At 42.9% G+C, this 16,479-nt stretch carries 15 protein-coding genes, 1 tRNA gene and 1 riboswitch; of the genes, 7 read left to right on the top strand and 9 right to left on the bottom strand.

Features of this window, described 5'->3' with window-relative positions; translation table 11 throughout:
• Window positions 1-10 precede the first annotated feature (10 nt).
• From PT285_RS01240 to lysA, 3 genes are read right to left on the bottom strand one after another with little or no spacing between them, the layout of a single operon-like run.
• Complete coding sequence (locus PT285_RS01240; protein WP_277147207.1) at window positions 11-1,162, bottom strand: N-acetyldiaminopimelate deacetylase; 1,152 nt, start codon at window positions 1,160-1,162, stop codon at window positions 11-13.
• Between the two features lie 2 nt (window positions 1,163-1,164).
• Window positions 1,165-1,872, bottom strand: coding sequence for a 2,3,4,5-tetrahydropyridine-2,6-dicarboxylate N-acetyltransferase (gene dapD, locus PT285_RS01245; protein ID WP_277147209.1), 708 nt, complete (start codon window positions 1,870-1,872; stop codon window positions 1,165-1,167).
• 10 nt (window positions 1,873-1,882) lie between these two features.
• Entirely contained in the window at window positions 1,883-3,172 is a 1,290-nt protein-coding gene (gene lysA, locus PT285_RS01250; RefSeq protein WP_277147211.1) for a diaminopimelate decarboxylase, read from the bottom strand.
• Between the two features lie 86 nt (window positions 3,173-3,258).
• Window positions 3,259-3,433: riboswitch (Lysine riboswitch) on the bottom strand.
• Window positions 3,434-3,600: 167 nt separating this feature from the next.
• Between lysA and PT285_RS01255 the strand changes: the two genes are divergently transcribed.
• The 4 genes from PT285_RS01255 to PT285_RS01270 all read left to right on the top strand — a co-directional run bounded on the left by PT285_RS01255 (window position 3,601) and on the right by PT285_RS01270 (window position 6,526).
• Entirely contained in the window at window positions 3,601-4,974 is a 1,374-nt protein-coding gene (locus tag PT285_RS01255) for an aspartate kinase (RefSeq protein WP_277147213.1), read from the top strand.
• Complete coding sequence (gene dapF, locus PT285_RS01260; RefSeq protein ID WP_277147214.1) at window positions 4,967-5,956, top strand: diaminopimelate epimerase; 990 nt, start codon at window positions 4,967-4,969, stop codon at window positions 5,954-5,956. Before PT285_RS01255 ends, dapF begins: the two co-directional genes overlap by 8 nt.
• A 93-nt stretch (window positions 5,957-6,049) precedes the next feature.
• Window positions 6,050-6,385, top strand: coding sequence for a heavy metal-binding domain-containing protein (locus tag PT285_RS01265; RefSeq protein WP_277147216.1), 336 nt, complete (start codon window positions 6,050-6,052; stop codon window positions 6,383-6,385).
• A gap of 68 nt (window positions 6,386-6,453) precedes the next feature.
• Window positions 6,454-6,526, top strand: a tRNA-Thr gene (locus PT285_RS01270).
• Window positions 6,527-6,566: 40 nt separating this feature from the next.
• Here the strand turns inward: PT285_RS01270 and PT285_RS01275 are convergent.
• The gene (locus PT285_RS01275; protein WP_277147218.1) at window positions 6,567-7,568 is read right to left on the bottom strand and encodes an SLAP domain-containing protein; all 1,002 of its coding nucleotides are present in this window, start codon (window positions 7,566-7,568) and stop codon (window positions 6,567-6,569) included.
• A gap of 172 nt (window positions 7,569-7,740) precedes the next feature.
• Here PT285_RS01275 and PT285_RS01280 point away from each other — a divergent pair, with 172 nt between their 5' ends.
• The 3 genes from PT285_RS01280 to PT285_RS01290 all read left to right on the top strand — a co-directional run bounded on the left by PT285_RS01280 (window position 7,741) and on the right by PT285_RS01290 (window position 10,077).
• Complete coding sequence (locus tag PT285_RS01280) at window positions 7,741-8,394, top strand: HD domain-containing protein (protein WP_277147220.1); 654 nt, start codon at window positions 7,741-7,743, stop codon at window positions 8,392-8,394.
• A gap of 82 nt (window positions 8,395-8,476) precedes the next feature.
• Entirely contained in the window at window positions 8,477-9,619 is a 1,143-nt protein-coding gene (locus tag PT285_RS01285) for an IMP dehydrogenase (RefSeq protein WP_277147222.1), read from the top strand.
• Between the two features lie 53 nt (window positions 9,620-9,672).
• Window positions 9,673-10,077 carry an NUDIX domain-containing protein gene (locus tag PT285_RS01290; protein WP_277147224.1) on the top strand — a complete coding sequence of 135 codons (405 nt, stop codon included), beginning with the start codon at window positions 9,673-9,675 and terminating at the stop codon, window positions 10,075-10,077.
• Window positions 10,078-10,132: 55 nt separating this feature from the next.
• On the opposite strand, the gene PT285_RS01295 is transcribed toward PT285_RS01290, so the two are convergent.
• From PT285_RS01295 to PT285_RS01315, 5 genes are all read right to left on the bottom strand, one after another.
• Window positions 10,133-11,449 (bottom strand): C1 family peptidase, encoded by a 1,317-nt coding sequence (locus PT285_RS01295; RefSeq protein ID WP_277147226.1) that lies wholly within the window; start codon window positions 11,447-11,449, stop codon window positions 10,133-10,135.
• 26 nt (window positions 11,450-11,475) lie between these two features.
• Window positions 11,476-12,792: a C1 family peptidase gene (locus PT285_RS01300; RefSeq protein WP_277147228.1), complete on the bottom strand. Its 1,317-nt coding sequence runs from the start codon at window positions 12,790-12,792 to the stop codon at window positions 11,476-11,478.
• A 91-nt stretch (window positions 12,793-12,883) separates the two neighbouring features.
• A complete protein-coding gene (locus PT285_RS01305; RefSeq protein WP_277147230.1) occupies window positions 12,884-13,582 on the bottom strand; it encodes a TIGR00266 family protein in 699 nt (232 codons plus the stop codon).
• 271 nt (window positions 13,583-13,853) lie between these two features.
• Window positions 13,854-15,173: a C1 family peptidase gene (locus tag PT285_RS01310; RefSeq protein WP_277147232.1), complete on the bottom strand. Its 1,320-nt coding sequence runs from the start codon at window positions 15,171-15,173 to the stop codon at window positions 13,854-13,856.
• Window positions 15,174-15,318: 145 nt separating this feature from the next.
• The gene (locus PT285_RS01315) at window positions 15,319-15,744 is read right to left on the bottom strand and encodes an Hsp20/alpha crystallin family protein (protein ID WP_277147234.1); all 426 of its coding nucleotides are present in this window, start codon (window positions 15,742-15,744) and stop codon (window positions 15,319-15,321) included.
• Window positions 15,745-16,479 lie beyond the last annotated feature (735 nt).

Raw genomic sequence — 16,479 nt, forward strand, 5'->3', positions numbered from 1 at the left:
TCTAAATTAATCAATCTTGCATTCTTGTCTTTAAAAAACTGATCACGGTATTCATTCCGGGCATGATTGCTGCCTCGTCTGGGGCAAAAGTTGCCGAATGAAGTGCACCGTGTTTGCCGACACCCAGCCAAAACATGGCACCGGGAATTTTGCTTAACAGATAGCCGAAGTCTTCTCCGGTCATGGCTGGTGCGGTTTCAACATAAGTAATTTCCGGCTGCTTTTTTAAGAAAGAGATCAGTTTTTTAGTTAAGTGCTGATCATTTTCAACGGGAAAGTAACCTCCCTGATTAAACTTGATCTTAACTTGGGCCTGGTAGCTGGTGGCGATTCCCTGGGCTACTTCATCCAAGCGTTGTTTGATCTGTTCAATGACTGTCTGGGTTAATCCGCGGATGGTTCCTTCGATGTGCGCATAACCGGCAATCGCGTTGCGCACGCTGCCAGCCCGGATCTTGCCGAGGGTAATTACCCCGGCCTTGAGCGGATCAATGCTGCGGGAAATAATGGTTTGCACCTGGCCGATGAATTGGCCCGCGGCCACGATCATGTCATTAGCATTTTGGGGATAGGCTGCATGACCATCCTGTCCGTAAAAATCAACGTCGATTTCGGTTGTCCCAGCAAAGAGTGTGCCCAGTCTAGTGCCAATTGTGCCGGTGTCAAGCTCGGGCGTGTCGTGCAGGGCATAGATTTCGTCTACGGCAAATTCTTTGCTAAAAAGCTGCTTGTCGTATGCCAGTTTTGCACCGCTTTCGCTTTCTTCGGCCGGTTGAAAAAAGAATACAAGGTTATCACGGGGCTGGTTGGCTGCAAAGTAGCTCAAAGCCCCAACTGCAACCGTCATGTGCAGGTCATGCCCGCATGCATGCATGACACCGGGATGAGTTGACGAATAGGGAAGCCCGGTGTCTTCCGTGATTGGCAGTCCGTCAATATCTGCCCGGTAGCCAATGGTTTTTTGCGGCTGCTTTCCCTCTACGTGAACCATAATTGCGGTTGGCAGTTCAGGAAAGGTCTTAACTGTCAGATAGTCTTGCGGCATGTCCTGGATTGCGGTCAACAATAATTTTTGCGTTTGCTTTTCTTTCAGAGCCAGTTCCGGAATTTGGTGTAATTTGCGCCGAATCTGAATCAGATCTTTTTCTGTAAGCTGGGTCATTTTCACAATTTCCGCAGCTTAGACTCTAGGCCGGTCTTGCTTTTTGTTTCAGCATCCACCTGCTTGATAACCTTGGCCGGCACACCCGCGACGACGGTATTAGGAGCCACATCTTCAGTGACGACGGCTCCGGCCCCGATCACGGCATTGTTACCAACCTGAACACCTTCAAGCACAACGGCGTTGGCCCCAATTAGGACGTTATCGCCAATGGTAACGGGCTTAGCAGAAGCCGGTTCAATCACGCCAGCTAAAACAGCGTTGGCGCCAAGGTGAACATTTTGCCCGACAATGGCTCTGCCGCCGACGACGGCGCCCATATCGATCATTGAATTAGCACCAATTTCAGCGCCAATATTGATGACTGCGCCCATCATGATCACGGCCTGGGTTCCGATTTTTACCTGGTCGCGGATGATGGCACCGGGTTCAATCCGGGCATTGATTTTTTTAAAATCAAGCAGAGGAACCGCCGAATTGCGGGCTTCATTTTCGATGTGATAAGCACTGATCAAGTCTGCATTGCTTTTCAAAAAGGGTTCAACTTCATGCCAATCCCCAAATAAGATTCCGACCCGCTCGTCTAAAAAGGCCTGAATGCTGTCGGGAACGGATAGATTCTGTAAATCCCCCTTGAGGTAAACCTTAACGGGTGTTTTTTTGCTTGCATTGCCGATAAAATCAATAATTTCCTGTGCATTTTGTCCCATTGTTAACTCCTTATTCATAATCTAGGTCTAACCTAGTTAAATCGCTGCTGTTTTCTCGTTTGACTACCAATTTGGCTTGACCATCTTCGGCAAAAACCACGGCCGGTCGGCCCACCCGGTTATAATTGGAGGCCATTGAATAACCGTAAGCTCCAGTCGCCAGGACGGCTAAGATATCGCCCGGGGCATTGACCGGCAGTTCCTGTTTTTCTATTAAAATATCGCCCGATTCGCAATAACGGCCGGCAATAGTTACCGTTTCATGGATCTTGCCCAAGGGATTGTTGGCTAAAACAGCCCGGTACTGCGCCTGGTAGAGCGCGGGGCGGATATTGTCGCCCATTCCGCCATCGACACTCAAGTAAGTGCGTACACCAGGAATTTCTTTGCGTGCTCCAATCGTGTAGAGGCTGTAGCCGGCTTCGCCGACAATTGACCGTCCGGGTTCAATCCAGACTGCCGGCAGTTTCAACGAAGTATTGGCAATTTCGTCTTTTAAGGTTTTCGCCATGCTGGAAACGAAAGCTGCGGGTTCAAGCGGCTTGTCTTCCGCAGTGTACTTGATGCCGAAGCCGCCGCCGAAGTTTAAAACTTGTGGCTGGTAGCCGTATTTTTCGTACCAGGTATTGGCTAGCTGGACCATTTTTTTGACCAGTGCGGTGAAGCCGTCCACTGCCATGATCTGTGAACCGATGTGTGCGTGGTAGCCAAGCAAATTAAGATGTGGATTAGCCAGAACCAGTTGCAGGGCTTTTTCCGCTTGACCGGAGGCAAGGTCAAAGCCAAATTTGCTGTCCACCTGTCCGGTTTGGATGTATTCATGGGTATGAGCCGAGATGCCGGGGGCTAGCCGCAGCATGACATTTACTCGCGTGTTTTTATTGTCCAGCAATTGGGCAAGTAATTCTAATTCATAAAAATTATCGATGATAATAGTCCCCACGTGCTGCTTAAGTGCCAATTCCAGTTCCGCGGGGGTTTTGTTGTTGCCGTGAAAGCTGATATTTTTCATCGGGAAGCCAGCCGCTACCGCGGTCATTAATTCACCGGCGGAAACAACATCAAGGTGACCGTGTTCTTGGGCGACAACCTGATCGATTGCCTTGACGGAGAAGGCTTTACTGGCATAGCTGATGGCATATTTTAACCCGGTTTGGGCAAAAGCGCGATGCAGCTGCCGAAATTGTTTGCGAATTTGGCCGACATCGTATACATATAGCGGTGTCCCAAATTCTTTTGCTAGGGTAAGCGCATCGCAGCCGCCGATTGTTAAGTGTCCCTGTGAATTTACTTTGACCAAGTTTTGTCCCTCCGAAATTAGCTAATAAAAAAGGTTCTTTTGTTTGCGCTGAAACAAAAGAACCTGATTAATTTATCTGGTATCAATTTGTCGGAAGCGCTCCGTAGAATTCTACGACAGTCCATAGCTTATTCACCTATGACCCAGCTGCTAATCCAAGCTTGTGAATTAACGCTTCGGCAGCTCTCCCTTTCAGTTAGCTTCTCGGCCAAGCAAAGCTCCGCTAACTTACTGATGATCGTTGCGACCTCTTCGATTGCATAAATATTATATTATTTTTACATCACTGTCAATAATATTAAGAAAAAACTTTGCCATTTGTTAAAAATAAAAAATAATTGAGTTGCAGATTATAAAATTAATGCTAAAATGCAACTTAACTTTTCAGGTTTTGAAAAATAATAAGTTTTGTAAAAGGAATTGACAAAATGAAAGTAGTTAAGTTTGGTGGCAGCTCGCTGGCGGATGGGCCGCATTTTGAAAAAATAATTGATATTATTCAGGCTGATCCCGCCAGGCAGATAATTGTGACATCGGCACCGGGCAAAAGGTCTGCTTCCGACAATAAAGTGACCGATCTGTTAATTACATATGCGAAAATGGTTCTGCAAAAACAGGATGTGGCAGAAATCCGCCAGCAGATTTGGTGGCGTTATCAAGCAATTGCTGATTATTTTTCTGTTGGTGCAGAGGAACTGGCACCGTTAAAACAGGTTTTATGGCAATTGGCGGAAAATGAATATCCTGATGCGGAATATTTACTGGCTGCTTTTAAGGCGCACGGCGAGATTTTGAATGCAAAACTGTTGAGTCTGGTTTTACAAAAATTAGGGGTGAAGGCACATTTTGCCAGCTGCGGTGAACTAGGGATTAGAGTCACGCCTGTTCCCAGTGATGCGGCAGTCTTAGACGATACCTACCGCAATTTGGCAAATTATCAGCTGCCAGAAGGCTGTCTGGTTGTTCCCGGTTTTTACGGTCTTACGGCTGCCGGGCAGATTGCAACTTTTTCTCGGGGCGGCTCTGATATCACGGGAGCGATTTTGGCCCGCGGGTTCAAGGCAGACGTTTACGAAAACTTTACCGATGTTGATGCGATTTATGCGGTTGATCCCAGAATCGTGGCTCATCCGCAGCCGATTGCCAAGATGACATACCGGGAGATGCGGGAATTGTCTTATGCGGGCTTCTCCGTTTTCCATGATGAGGCCATTCTACCGGCGATTGCTGCCAATATTCCCATTAACGTCAAAAACACCAATAATCCCCAGCTTGCGGGTACAATGATTGTTTCCGCCAAGGGCTTTCACGCCGATCACTTGATTACGGGTGTCGCCAGTGATAATCATTTTTCAGCGCTATATATTCACAAATATTTACTGAACAAAGAGGTTGGTTTTACATTAAAACTGTTAGAGATTTTTTATAAATACCATATTTCCTATGAACATATGCCTTCCGGAATTGATGACTTGACCATTATTTTTGATAAGCGGCAATTTACCCCGGAAATTAAGCAGAAGATGTGTCAAGATATCCGTGAGGCACTTCAGCCAGACGATTTGGCCTGGATTGATGATTATGCCATTATCATGGTTGTTGGTGAGGGGATGCGCAACAAGGTGGGCGTAACCAAGCGGATTATTGATGCCTTGGCGCAAAAAAATATTGGCCTGCACATGATTAATCAGGGTGCTTCCAGAATTTCAATTATGCTTGGGATGAAACGGGCAGATGCGCCGGAAGCAGTAAAGCAGATTTATCAAAATTTTTTTAAAAGGAGAGAAACAGTCAATGGTTAACATAGAAAAGGTCCACGGTTCACAGAACAGTTTTTTTCTATTAGATCAGACACTTTTACAAACGCCGCTGACAGTGCCCGAGTTGCAGTGTTTAGCTGTCAGTTTGACGGATGCACATAAGGGCTTGCTGGGCGGCAGCGACGGCTTGTTGGTTGTTCAGCCGTCGACATGCGAGGGGGCTTTGGCACGCATGCTGATCTTTAACCGTGACGGGTCGCAGGCACTGATGTGCGGAAACGGGTTACGGACGGTGGCCCGTTATCTAGCGGAAAAATATCATCAGAATGCTTTTCGGGTGCAGACGGCTGAGGCCAGTTTGCAGGTAAAGAAATATCCCGAACTAGCACCGGGTGTGCCTGCATTCAGTGTAGAAATTGGACCTGTGAGTTTTGCTAAGGAAGACTTGCTGTTTCAGAATTTGCACACAGAAAAGATAATTAACCGGCGATTGCCAGAATTGAGTTCTGAATTAACTTTTACGGCGATTGCGGTGCCTAACCCGCACTTGATCAGTTTTGTGCCTGATATCAAGAAGGCACATGCTGAATTAGGACGGCTAGGAAAGAAACTGAATCAGGCTAATCCTTATTTTCCGGATGGTGTCAATGTCAGTTTTGCCCAAATACTAGGACCAAATAAGTTGTTTGTTGAAACTTATGAACGCGGCGTTGGTTTTACCAATGCTTGCGGGACGGGGATGTCGGCTACAAGTCTAGCCTTTTATTTGAATTATCCTGACCAAGTAGATGTTGATAAGTTAATCACGGTCTATAATCCTGGCGGTCTCGTGCAAACAAAAATTCACCCACAAAAAAAAGGCTATTGGTTGGAATTAATTGGTAATGCCACCGTTACCCACCAGATTCAAATACCGGAAGAGCAGCTGCATGAGGCAGAATTTGACCGCAAAGAAATCACCGTCACAGAAACGGGCGAGCAAGAAGATTACCTGCGATTTGTTACGACCAAAAAATCGCATTGATTGGTAAAAAATAGTTAATTATTGCACATTTTGTTGCTGATTTGGGTTTAATTATCTATGATTAAGTTAAATTAACTAAGGAGGAACTTTTAGATGGCGGGAGAACAGATTTTGGTAACAACGACGGAGCAGATTCCTGGTAAAAGTTACGAAATTATTGGCGAAGTATTTGGCTTGACGACACAATCCAAAAATATGTTTAAAGACATGGGAGCTGGTTTAAAATCAATGGTCGGCGGCGAAATCCGCAGTTACACCAAGATGTTAGAGGACTCGCGGGTTCAGGCCTTGGAACGCTTGCGGCAATCTGCACAGGACATGGACGCCGATGCCGTTGTTATGATGCGCTTTGATTCCGGTTCAATTGGCGGCGATATGCAATCTGTTGTTGCTTATGGCACGGCGGTGAGGTATGTGACGGCTGAATAATTTAGATTAGAAATGGCATTCTTCGATATGGAGGGATGCTTTTTTGGTACAATTGATACAATAAGTTTGCCGCTTTAGCTCAGGAGGTAGAGCACCGCCGTGGTAAGGAGGAGGTCCCCAGTTCAAATCTGGGAAGCGGCTTTAGAAAAAGTTATTGCAGAAGGCTTTTTTATCTATAGTTTTAGTTTTTGCTATCGATATTTTTTATTTGCAAACCGTAAATATATTTAGTATCTGCGACTTTAACAAATAAAGTAGTGTTGTCATTCAAAGTTTTTGCATTGTTGTAAACTTCGTAAAACTTTTCTTTTTTCTGATCTTCAGGCACATAAATATATACTTCTTTGTCTGCTGCTATTTGATTGCCTTTGGCAAGTGCGGGTGTGGTCGTAAACTTTTCTTTAGAGGCATCTCCAATAATTGCTTCCTTGGAAGGATCGACTTCACGGGTAAATACTGTGCCATCTTCTGTATAATAATTTGTAGGGTTAGTAATCAATAATTTCATACAATTACTATAAGGAAGCAAAGGGTGTCTTCTCTTTATTTTAACTTCATATGATGGTATATAACTGTCTGTATTAGACTTAATACCATATAAAGAAGTGTCACCATCAGACCGCGTAAGTAAATCTGAAGGGTCTATTTCTCTGTTTATAATAAATTTATTGCCAATTTTAATATCTGAGTTTATTGCCCGTTCGTCATTATTTAATACGGTAAGCTTACCTTTAAATTTATCTTTAACTGTAGCAGTAACTTGATTAATAAATAATTCGTTATTATCAACACTATCAACATTTGCTGCCTTAATATAGCCACCATTGCCAATACTATAATATTCTTTTCCTTTAATTGTTTTATATGGCAGATAAAACCAATTCCACTCATCATCATGGAAAGAGTATCTTTGGGTGCTTGGATCAATAATTGCTTGTGCTTTGGCCGCATATTTGACTGTTTTACCCTTTTTAAGCAAGCCATTACTTCTTTGATAAGAAGATAATTTTTGCCCCTTCTTATTATAAATACGGGTATTATGATTTAATGTTAATGTTCTCTTTGTAGTTTGGTCATCAGTTTGCACTGCGTAAGCTTTATTAGCATTAATTGTGATGGCCCCAGTTGGGATAAGTGCTAAAGCTGCCGCCAAACTTAATATTAATTTTTTATCTTTTTTCATTTATAATCATTCCCCAAATAATCTGCTGTTTGTCTTTTATTTTAAATGTCCGCAGCCTTGTTGTCGAATAAAGTTGAAAAGTAATATAGTTTTTCATAAAAATAAGAGATGCTAAAATTTATTTAGATAACCTCTAAAAGCCATAAAATAGATTTTATAAGGAGCAAAATTCATGGATATCAGCAAGGTAAAAGATTTTGTTAAACAGCAGCTGCAGGGTGAAAAGACCGGGCATGATTTTTATCATGGGCAACGGGTAGCGCATCTAGCTAAAAAAATGTATTTGGCTGATCACCAATCTGCCCATGAAGACAGCCGCATGGTTGCCATCATTATGACCGCTGGTTATTTGCACGATACGATTGACGAAAAAATTTGTGCGGCTCCTAAGACGGTGATTGCCAAGATTAAGCAGCTGCTGCCTGAGGTTGGTTTTACGGATCTAGAAATTAAAGATATTTTGTTTACGATGCAGCATATGTCCTTTTCGAAAAATATTGAGCAGCATTATCAGCTGCCTGTGAGCGGACAATATGTGCAGGATGCCGACCGGATTGAGAGTTTAGGTGCAATCGGTATTGCCCGTGCCTTTACCTATGGCGGTAAGCATGACAATGTTATTTATGATCCGCAGATTAAACCCCAAGAAATTGTTAACCACGACCAGTACCGCAATCATGAGGAAACGACAATTAATCATTTTTATGAAAAGCTGTTTAAATTGGAAGCAACGATGAACACTGTTGGCGGTGAGGCTGAAGCCAAGCGCCGGACCAATTACATGAAGGATTTTGTTAACGAATTTATGCAGGAATGGGACGTTTAGTCGAAATATTCTTGACCTGCATTGCTCTGACTAGTAAAGTAGAACTAATTTAATTATTTTTAGTAATAGAAGGAGTTCATTTATGTCAGATTGGAATACGAAATTTGCCAAAAAAGGTTTAACTTTTGATGATGTTTTATTGATTCCGGCGGAAAGCCACGTCCTACCTAATGAAGTAGATTTAAGCACACGTCTTGCGGATAATCTTAAATTGAATATTCCGTTAATCAGTGCAGGAATGGACACCGTAACTGAAGGAGCGATGGCGATTGCAATGGCTCTTCAGGGCGGACTAGGAGTTGTGCATAAGAACATGTCGATTGCTGCTCAAGCCGGTGAGGTTGCTAATGTGAAAAGTGTCGTAGTTCCATCGAATGCGACCAAAGCAGCAGTTGATGATGAAAACCGCTTGCTGGTTGCAGCCGCCGTCGGTGTTACCAGTGACACATTTGAACGGACCGAGGCATTACTTGAAAAGGGTGCTGATGCAATTGTGATCGATACGGCTCATGGTCATTCGGCAGGTGTTTTACGTAAAATCAAGGAAATTCGCGAGCATTTTCCAGCCGTGACCTTGATTGCAGGTAATGTTGCTACGGGTGATGCCACGCGGGCTCTGTTTGATGCTGGAGTTGATGTTGTCAAAGTTGGCATCGGGCCGGGTTCGATTTGTACAACTAGGATTGTTGCCGGTGTTGGTGTGCCGCAAATCACGGCAATTTATGATGCGGCAACCGCAGCCCATGAATACCACAAACCAATCATTGCGGATGGCGGAATCAAATATTCCGGGGATGTGGTTAAGGCACTGGCAGCTGGCGGCAATGCCGTGATGCTGGGCAGCATGTTATCGGGAACCACAGAAGCGCCGGGCGAAATTTTTACCGCTGACGGCAAGAAGTTTAAGGCTTACCGCGGGATGGGTTCTGTGGGTGCAATGGCGCAGGCACACGGCTCATCGGATCGTTATTTTCAAGGCGGTGTTAATGAAGCCAACAAGCTGGTTCCTGAGGGGATTGAAGCGCGGGTTGAATATAAGGGCGATGTGTCTGATATTATCTTCCAAATTGACGGCGGCCTGCGTTCCGGCATGGGCTATGTCGGTGCGGCTACCGTTTCCGAATTGATTGCCAAGGCTCAGTTTGTGCAGATTACCAATGCGGGTCTGCGTGAATCGCATCCACACGATGTGCAGATAACCAAGGAAGCTCCTAATTATAAGTAAAATAAATTCTCCTGTCTTTGGGCAGGAGAATCTTTTAGCTATGAGGTGAAAAAATGCGTGCAAGAGTTGTAATTTATAACGAACAATTAAAAGCAATATTGCTGATTAACAGAATAAAAAAGGATCGCAATTACTGGGTTATTCCCGGCGGCGGTGCCAAAGGAACCGAAACACCGGTGGAAACGGCAATTAGGGAAATTGATGAGGAACTGCAGCTTAAGTATCGGCCAGAACAGCTTAAGCAGATTTTTACGCTTGAAGAAGATGAAGTGCAACCGGTATTTTGGGCGGAAACCACCGTGACAGTCGCACCCAAAATCAGTGGTGAGGAAGTGGGGCGCTCAAATAAAGACAACATTTATCGTCCGGCTTTTGTTAAAGTTTCTGACTTAAAAAAGGTTAATTTGATGCCGCCTGAAGCAACGGACAAAATTTTGCTGGCTTTAGAAAATAAATAAATGAAAAAAAGGATCTGCTGTCAAAAAGCGCAGATCCTTTTTTGATTAAAGATAATTAAGCCAATGTGTCCCATGCAGGAAGATCAATGATTGGTCCTTCGGCTAAAGCAACCAGTTCCTTGGTCAAGTATTTCTTGTGGACAACTACAGAATCAACATATTCCTTGAACCAGTCATTGTTCATGGTGAAGAAGCCGTTCTTGCCGTACTTGCTGCCCCAAGAGTTTTCGACTTTCCACTGGCGGATTTCGCCGTTGTCTTCGTCAACGCCGACTAAGGCCATTGCGTGAGTTGAACAACTGACACCGGTGCGCCAGCGATCAGCCTTGGACATGCTGAGATTAACGCCGAACAAATCGTTTAACTGGTAAAGTTCGGTGTCAAGGTAGCCCGTCTTATTCTCGGATTGCTGACCGACATCGTTACCAAACCAAACAGCTTCACCGTCCTTTAATTGACTGACAGCAGCCGTCTCTAGGTATTCCATCGGCACATTAAGCAGCTTGATTCTGTAAGAACCCTCGACATTGTCCTCAAAGGGCAGGCCGTACAGTTTGCCGTATTCATGATCGGGTGCGTTTTCCAAAACGACATAGTCATTAAAGTCCACCTCGCCTAAGTATTTATGTAAAAATGCCAGCGGCGTTAGGTCCTTGTCGAGGTGATATTTTTTGTCATCATCACGGTATTCCAAGTCAAATTTCTTTGGCGGCTCACCGACTGCAATGGCGGTCATTTGGTAGACCTCGTTTAGAAAAGTTTTGTGTGCCTGTTCAAGTTCTGCATCTTTGCCGTCTTGCTTTAATTGCCGTAAAACGAGCGCGTCTTTTTTGAGCTTATCACCTAAAGCGGTGGCAAATCCATCTGTATTATTGGTATTGAAGGTTTCAGGCATCGCATAGGTCGGTACAACGCCGTATTTAGCGATTAATGCAGCAGCCATATGGAATTGGCCGCCGTCTTCACCAGCTTCTTCTAAATATGCTTGAACTTCGCGATCTTTAATTGGCCTGTCCGCCGTGGCAATAATGTTGTCATAAAAAATATTTGCCCGTTCGATCTTATCCCAGAAAAAGTTGTAGGCTTGTGAGAAGGTAAAATTCTTAACGTGATATTTTTTACCAAAAATGTGCCGCAAAATATTTAGTGTGGCAAATTCCCAGCAGCGGCCTGATTTTTTCTGATCGGTTACATTTTGGGTATCAAGCTCGGTGGAAAAGACCTGGGTCAAGTCAGCCTGAACACGATCGTTATAAGATGCTTCCAAAATACCCTTGTTTTGCGCAGCTCGGGCGATTACCTGATTTTGCGGGTTCTTGTTAAAAGCAGCTGAAAATTTGGCTAATTCTTCGCTGCTTAATTGATGAGTCATTAATTAAATTCTCCTTTTGATTAAAATTAACAGAGTGAGTCCCAAGCAGCAAGTTTTTCTGCTGGACCTTCGGCGATCTTTCTTTGCTCAGCGGTCAGGTACTTCTTGTGGACAACAACTTCATAAGTGTGCTCCTTGAACCAGTCATTGGTCATCACGAAGTAGCCTTTTTCACCGTTCTTTTCACCCCAGGAATTTTCAACTTTCCATTGGCGGATTGTGCCTTCATCTTCATCGACACCGACTAAGGCCATGGCGTGGGAAGCGTACCCGGCACCAGTGGCTAACCTGTCAGCTTTTGATAAGTCGAGGTCAACACCGAATAATTCGTTTAACTTGTAGAGGTTGGTATCAAGGTAACCTTTTTTCCTGTCGGATTGTTTACCGACATCGTTGCCGAACCAAACTGCTTCACCGTCTTTTAACTGGCTGACAGCATCCTGCTCAAGAAATTCAATCGGCAGGTTCAAAAATTGAACATGATATGAACCTTCAATATTGTCTGAAGCCGGCTCGGCATACAGCTTGTTGTAGTCGCGGTTAGGAGCGTTGGTAATGACCACATAATCATTAAAGTCAACATTACCCAAGTACTTATGCAAAAATTCCAGCGGCGTTAAATCCTTGTCAAGGTGGTATTTTTTGTCATCATCGCGGTATTCCAGGTCAAACTTCTTTGGCGGCTCACCAACAGCAATGGCGGTCATTTGGTAGACCTCGCCAAGGAATTTTTCCCGGGTCTTTTCCAGTTCGCCGTCTTTACCATCTTGTTTTAATTGCCGTAAAACCAAGGCATCCTTTTTCAGCTTTGCCGCCAGGGCCGTGCCAAAACCATTGGTGTTGTTAGTGTTAAAAGTCTCCGGCATTGCGTATGATGGAACAACACCGTATTTTTCGATTAGCGCTGCTGCCATGTGAAAATGGCCGCCGTCTTCACCGGCACCGCCTAAATAGCTGCGGACATCACGTGAATCAATTGGCTGATCGGCCGAAGCAATAATATTGTCATAAAAAATATTTGCCCGTTCGATTTTATCCCAGAAAAAGTTGTAGGCTTGGGAAAATGTGAAATCCTTTGCCTTGTACTTTTTACCAAACAAATGACGCAAAATGTTCAGTGTGGCAAATTCCCAGCAACGGCCGGATTGTTTCTGGTTGGTGACGTTGTCGGTGTCCAGTTCGGTGGAAAAGACACGGGTTAGTTCGCTCTGAACCTGGTCGTTACGGGATGCTTCCAGCACGCCGCTGCGCATTGCAGCCCGGGCAACTACCTGATTTTTCGGATTTTTAGCAAAATTCGCTTGAAATTGTTCAAGCTCTTGAATACTTAATTTATGAGCCATTAATAAAATTCTCCTATCTGTACTAATATATTCTTAAATTATATCCTATTTGCGTTTTAAAATAAAATTACTGTATTGGTAGGTAACTTATCTAATTGCTTGGCAAAAATGGTTTTAAAGAGTGAGCTAATCCTTCAAGATTACTGGTCTGAAGATAAACAATGCCACGGCCGGAAAAGCTGTCCACGAAACCTTCGCCTGACATAAAACCCATACTGCCGCTGGCCGATTCGATTTTATAATCTAGCGAATCAGCCCACGCCAACACATTGGTATTGTCAATTTGCAGATTGTTGTCTTCTGTCAATTCCATTTTAACAATATTACCCGTGCCATTGATTAATAATTTTCCGGTTCCTGTGGTATGCAGGATAAAGAAACCACCAGTTCCACCAAAGAAAACCTTGTCAAGCCCCTTTTGTCTCACAGCTTCATAGCTTGTATTTGCATCTGCTGCTAAAAAAGCGCCAGTATTTAAATAATATTGCTGGTCTTGATCAAGGGCTAGGGTTTCGATTGCACCAATTGTATTAGGAGCAATTCCTACCAAGGCCTTGCTGCCGGTTGCTTTAACCTCATTGATAATTATACTTTCACCCGTTGCTTTACTGCGTGCAACCGACCGAACTAAACCGCCTAATCCGTTATGATTATTTGAATTCATTTCAGCATGAAGTTCGACATTCTGCATGTAAACCATGCTGCCACGCTGAATTTTGGCCGTTTCGCCGTTAGCTAAAGTTAACTCAACCAAAGGAGAGAGTCCTTTATTTAAAATTGTTATTTCCATCTGAATTTCCGTACCTTTAATAATATTAAGTAATTGTTTCTCATTATGCCTATCTCTAAATAAAAATATTAGGTAGAAAAGCACAACTTGCCTATTTAGGTATTATACCAAATGGATAAGGTTGAAAATTAATCAAATTTAGCAATTTAACCTGTCACGCCAAATATCTTTTCAATTATTTATAAAGAAAAAGGGTTAAGTTGTCACTTAACTCTTGAAAAATATTCCACATAAAATTCGCGGCTGCTTATCTGTAAATTAATGTTAAAAACTAACCCAGCGGATCCCATACCGGCAAATCTTCCGCTACTGGACCTTCAGCAAGTTTTCTTTGTTCCTCTGTCAGGTACTTCTTGTGGACAGCCACTTCATATACGTAATCGTTAAACCAGCTATTGTCCATGACGAAATAGCCCTTGTCACCGACTTGATCGCCCCAAGAATTTTCGACTTTCCAACGGCGGATATGGCCTTGATCTTCATCAACGCCGACCAAAGTCATAGCGTGTGAATAGAGGGCCTCGCCCGTACGCAAGCGGTCGGCCTTTGACATTTCTAGGTCAACGCCGAACAGGTCGCTGAATTGATAGAGCTTAGAATCTAGATAACCGTTCTTGCGGTGCATTTGCTGCAGAACGTCGTTGCCAAACCAAACGGGTTCACCGTCTTTTAACTGGCTGACGGCAGCGTTAGTCAAATATTCCATTGGTACGTTCAGCAACCGAATTTCGCACAGGCCTTCGACATTGTTGTCAGCGGAATAGCCGTACAGCTTGTTATATTCATGGTTAGGCGAATTGGTCAAGACAACGTAATCATCGAGGTCAGCATCACCTAAGTATTTGTGTAAGAAGGACAGCGGTGTTAAATCTTTGTCCAGATGATATTTTTTATCATCATCGCGGTACTCAAAGTCAAACTTGGTTGGCGGTTCACCAATCGCAGTTGCAACAATGCGGTAAATTTCGCCTAAGAATTCTTCTTGCGCAGCGGCTACTTCTTTTTCTTTGCCTTCTTGTTTTAACTGCCGCAAAACCAACGCATCTTTTCTGAGCTTCTTGCCCAGAACAATCTGCAGGCCGTCGGTGTCGTTGGTGTTGAAAGTTTCGGGCATGGCTGAAGACGGTACAACGCCGTATTTTTTAATTAAGGCTGTGGCCAGCTGGAAGTGGCCGCCGTCTTGCCCAGCATTATCCAAGAAATTTCTGACATAGCGCGCATCCAGCGGCTGATCTGCAGTTTGAATGATTTTATTGTAAAAAATATTGGCCCGTTCAATCTTATCCCAGAAAAAGTTGTAGGCTTGTGAGAAGGTGAAATTCTTAATATGGTATTTTTTGCCGAACAGATGGCGCAAAAAGTTCAGTGTGGCAAATTCCCAGCAGCGGCCGGAATGCTTTTGCGCGGTGACATTTTCGGTGTCCAATTCGGTTGAAAAAACGCGATTCAGATCTGTTTGCGCCCGTTCATTATATGAAGCTTCAAGAATCCCGCTGCGCTGGACAGCCCGGGCAATTGTTTGGTTCTGCGGATTACTGTTAAAAGCCGAAGAAAATTTCTCGATTTCTTGGCTGGTTATTTCATGATTCATTTTTTAATGCTCCTTTTTTAATTTAATTTTAAATTAAGATATATTTTAGGCCAAAAAAGAAGCGAGTTCAATGTTGAACTCGCTCCTAGAGAATTATTTTGTATTGACAGCTTAATTTGGGACTTCTTGCATTTGTCTAAATAAGTTAATCGATTGAAATCGAATTATCATTGCTGTCCGCACTTTGCTTTGGCAATGTGATCGTCAATACACCATTATCATACTTTGCATGAATGTCACTTGCAACTACATTTGGTAATCTAAAGCTCCGGGAAATATGACCCTCGCTTCTTTCCTTATGAATAATATTTTTATCTTTGTCGCTAGTGTCTTTAAAGGACTTTCTTGAGCCGGCAACACTTAAAATACCATCATTGTAGTTTAATTCGATTTTATCCTTGTCCATGCCGGGCATATCTACTTTGACAACATACTCGTGGTCGTTTTCAGCGACATCAGCCTGCATTACCTTTGCCAATTCCCGATCATCGAAAAAGTTTCTTGGAAGATCGAACCAATCATTCATTGCGTCAAAAATATCATTGTGCCGATTCATAATGTCATGTGCCATAGTAAAAAAGCTTCCTTTCAAAAATTGTTTTCATTATTTGGTAGGGGATGTTTTTGTCTTCTTCATTCCTTACAATTATTATTATAGGCCGCTGCTTTTTAGAATGAAAGAAATTAGCACTTTTATTTTTAGAGTGCTAATTTTAAGTTTAAAGCACTGCTATATCAATGCTTATTGCTTGTGGATAAAAATCAGGCAATTTGAAAATTAATTAGAAGGTCTAGAGCGTGCAATTTGCAATCATATTCTGAAATTATCATTTGATAGTCAAAAATTTTAGTGACCCAAAGTAAAATGCTGTTGATTGAAAATAATATTTAATTTGAAGCACTTTAGGCAACTATGCTTAGAGGGTTAAAAGTTGGATCCTACAATGAAACTAATTAGTTTTCCTATTTCTAGGTTTTAAGTAAATATATAGATAAATTATTATTAAGCAACATGTTAATATTTTTTAATTTAAAAAACTTTAAAAACTAAAAATTGATCTAGTGACAAATGGGCACATGGCAGTAGACTACTGCCATAGTTTTAATATTAATAAAATTACATTATCATAAATCATGGATAGAATTAAAATGCCCATAATTAAGCTATTATTGGGAATGTAAATTGCAAAAATCTTCACAAAGATAACTAAATTAGCTATGCTTGTACTCAGCTTTGAAGAAAAGCTAGTTGACTACTAAAGAACGTAAAATATGATATTACTGCGAAAAGTTTCTCTTAAAAAGA

Source organism: Lactobacillus sp. ESL0791, assembly GCF_029433255.1.
In the GTDB taxonomy this organism is placed as follows: domain Bacteria; phylum Bacillota; class Bacilli; order Lactobacillales; family Lactobacillaceae; genus Lactobacillus.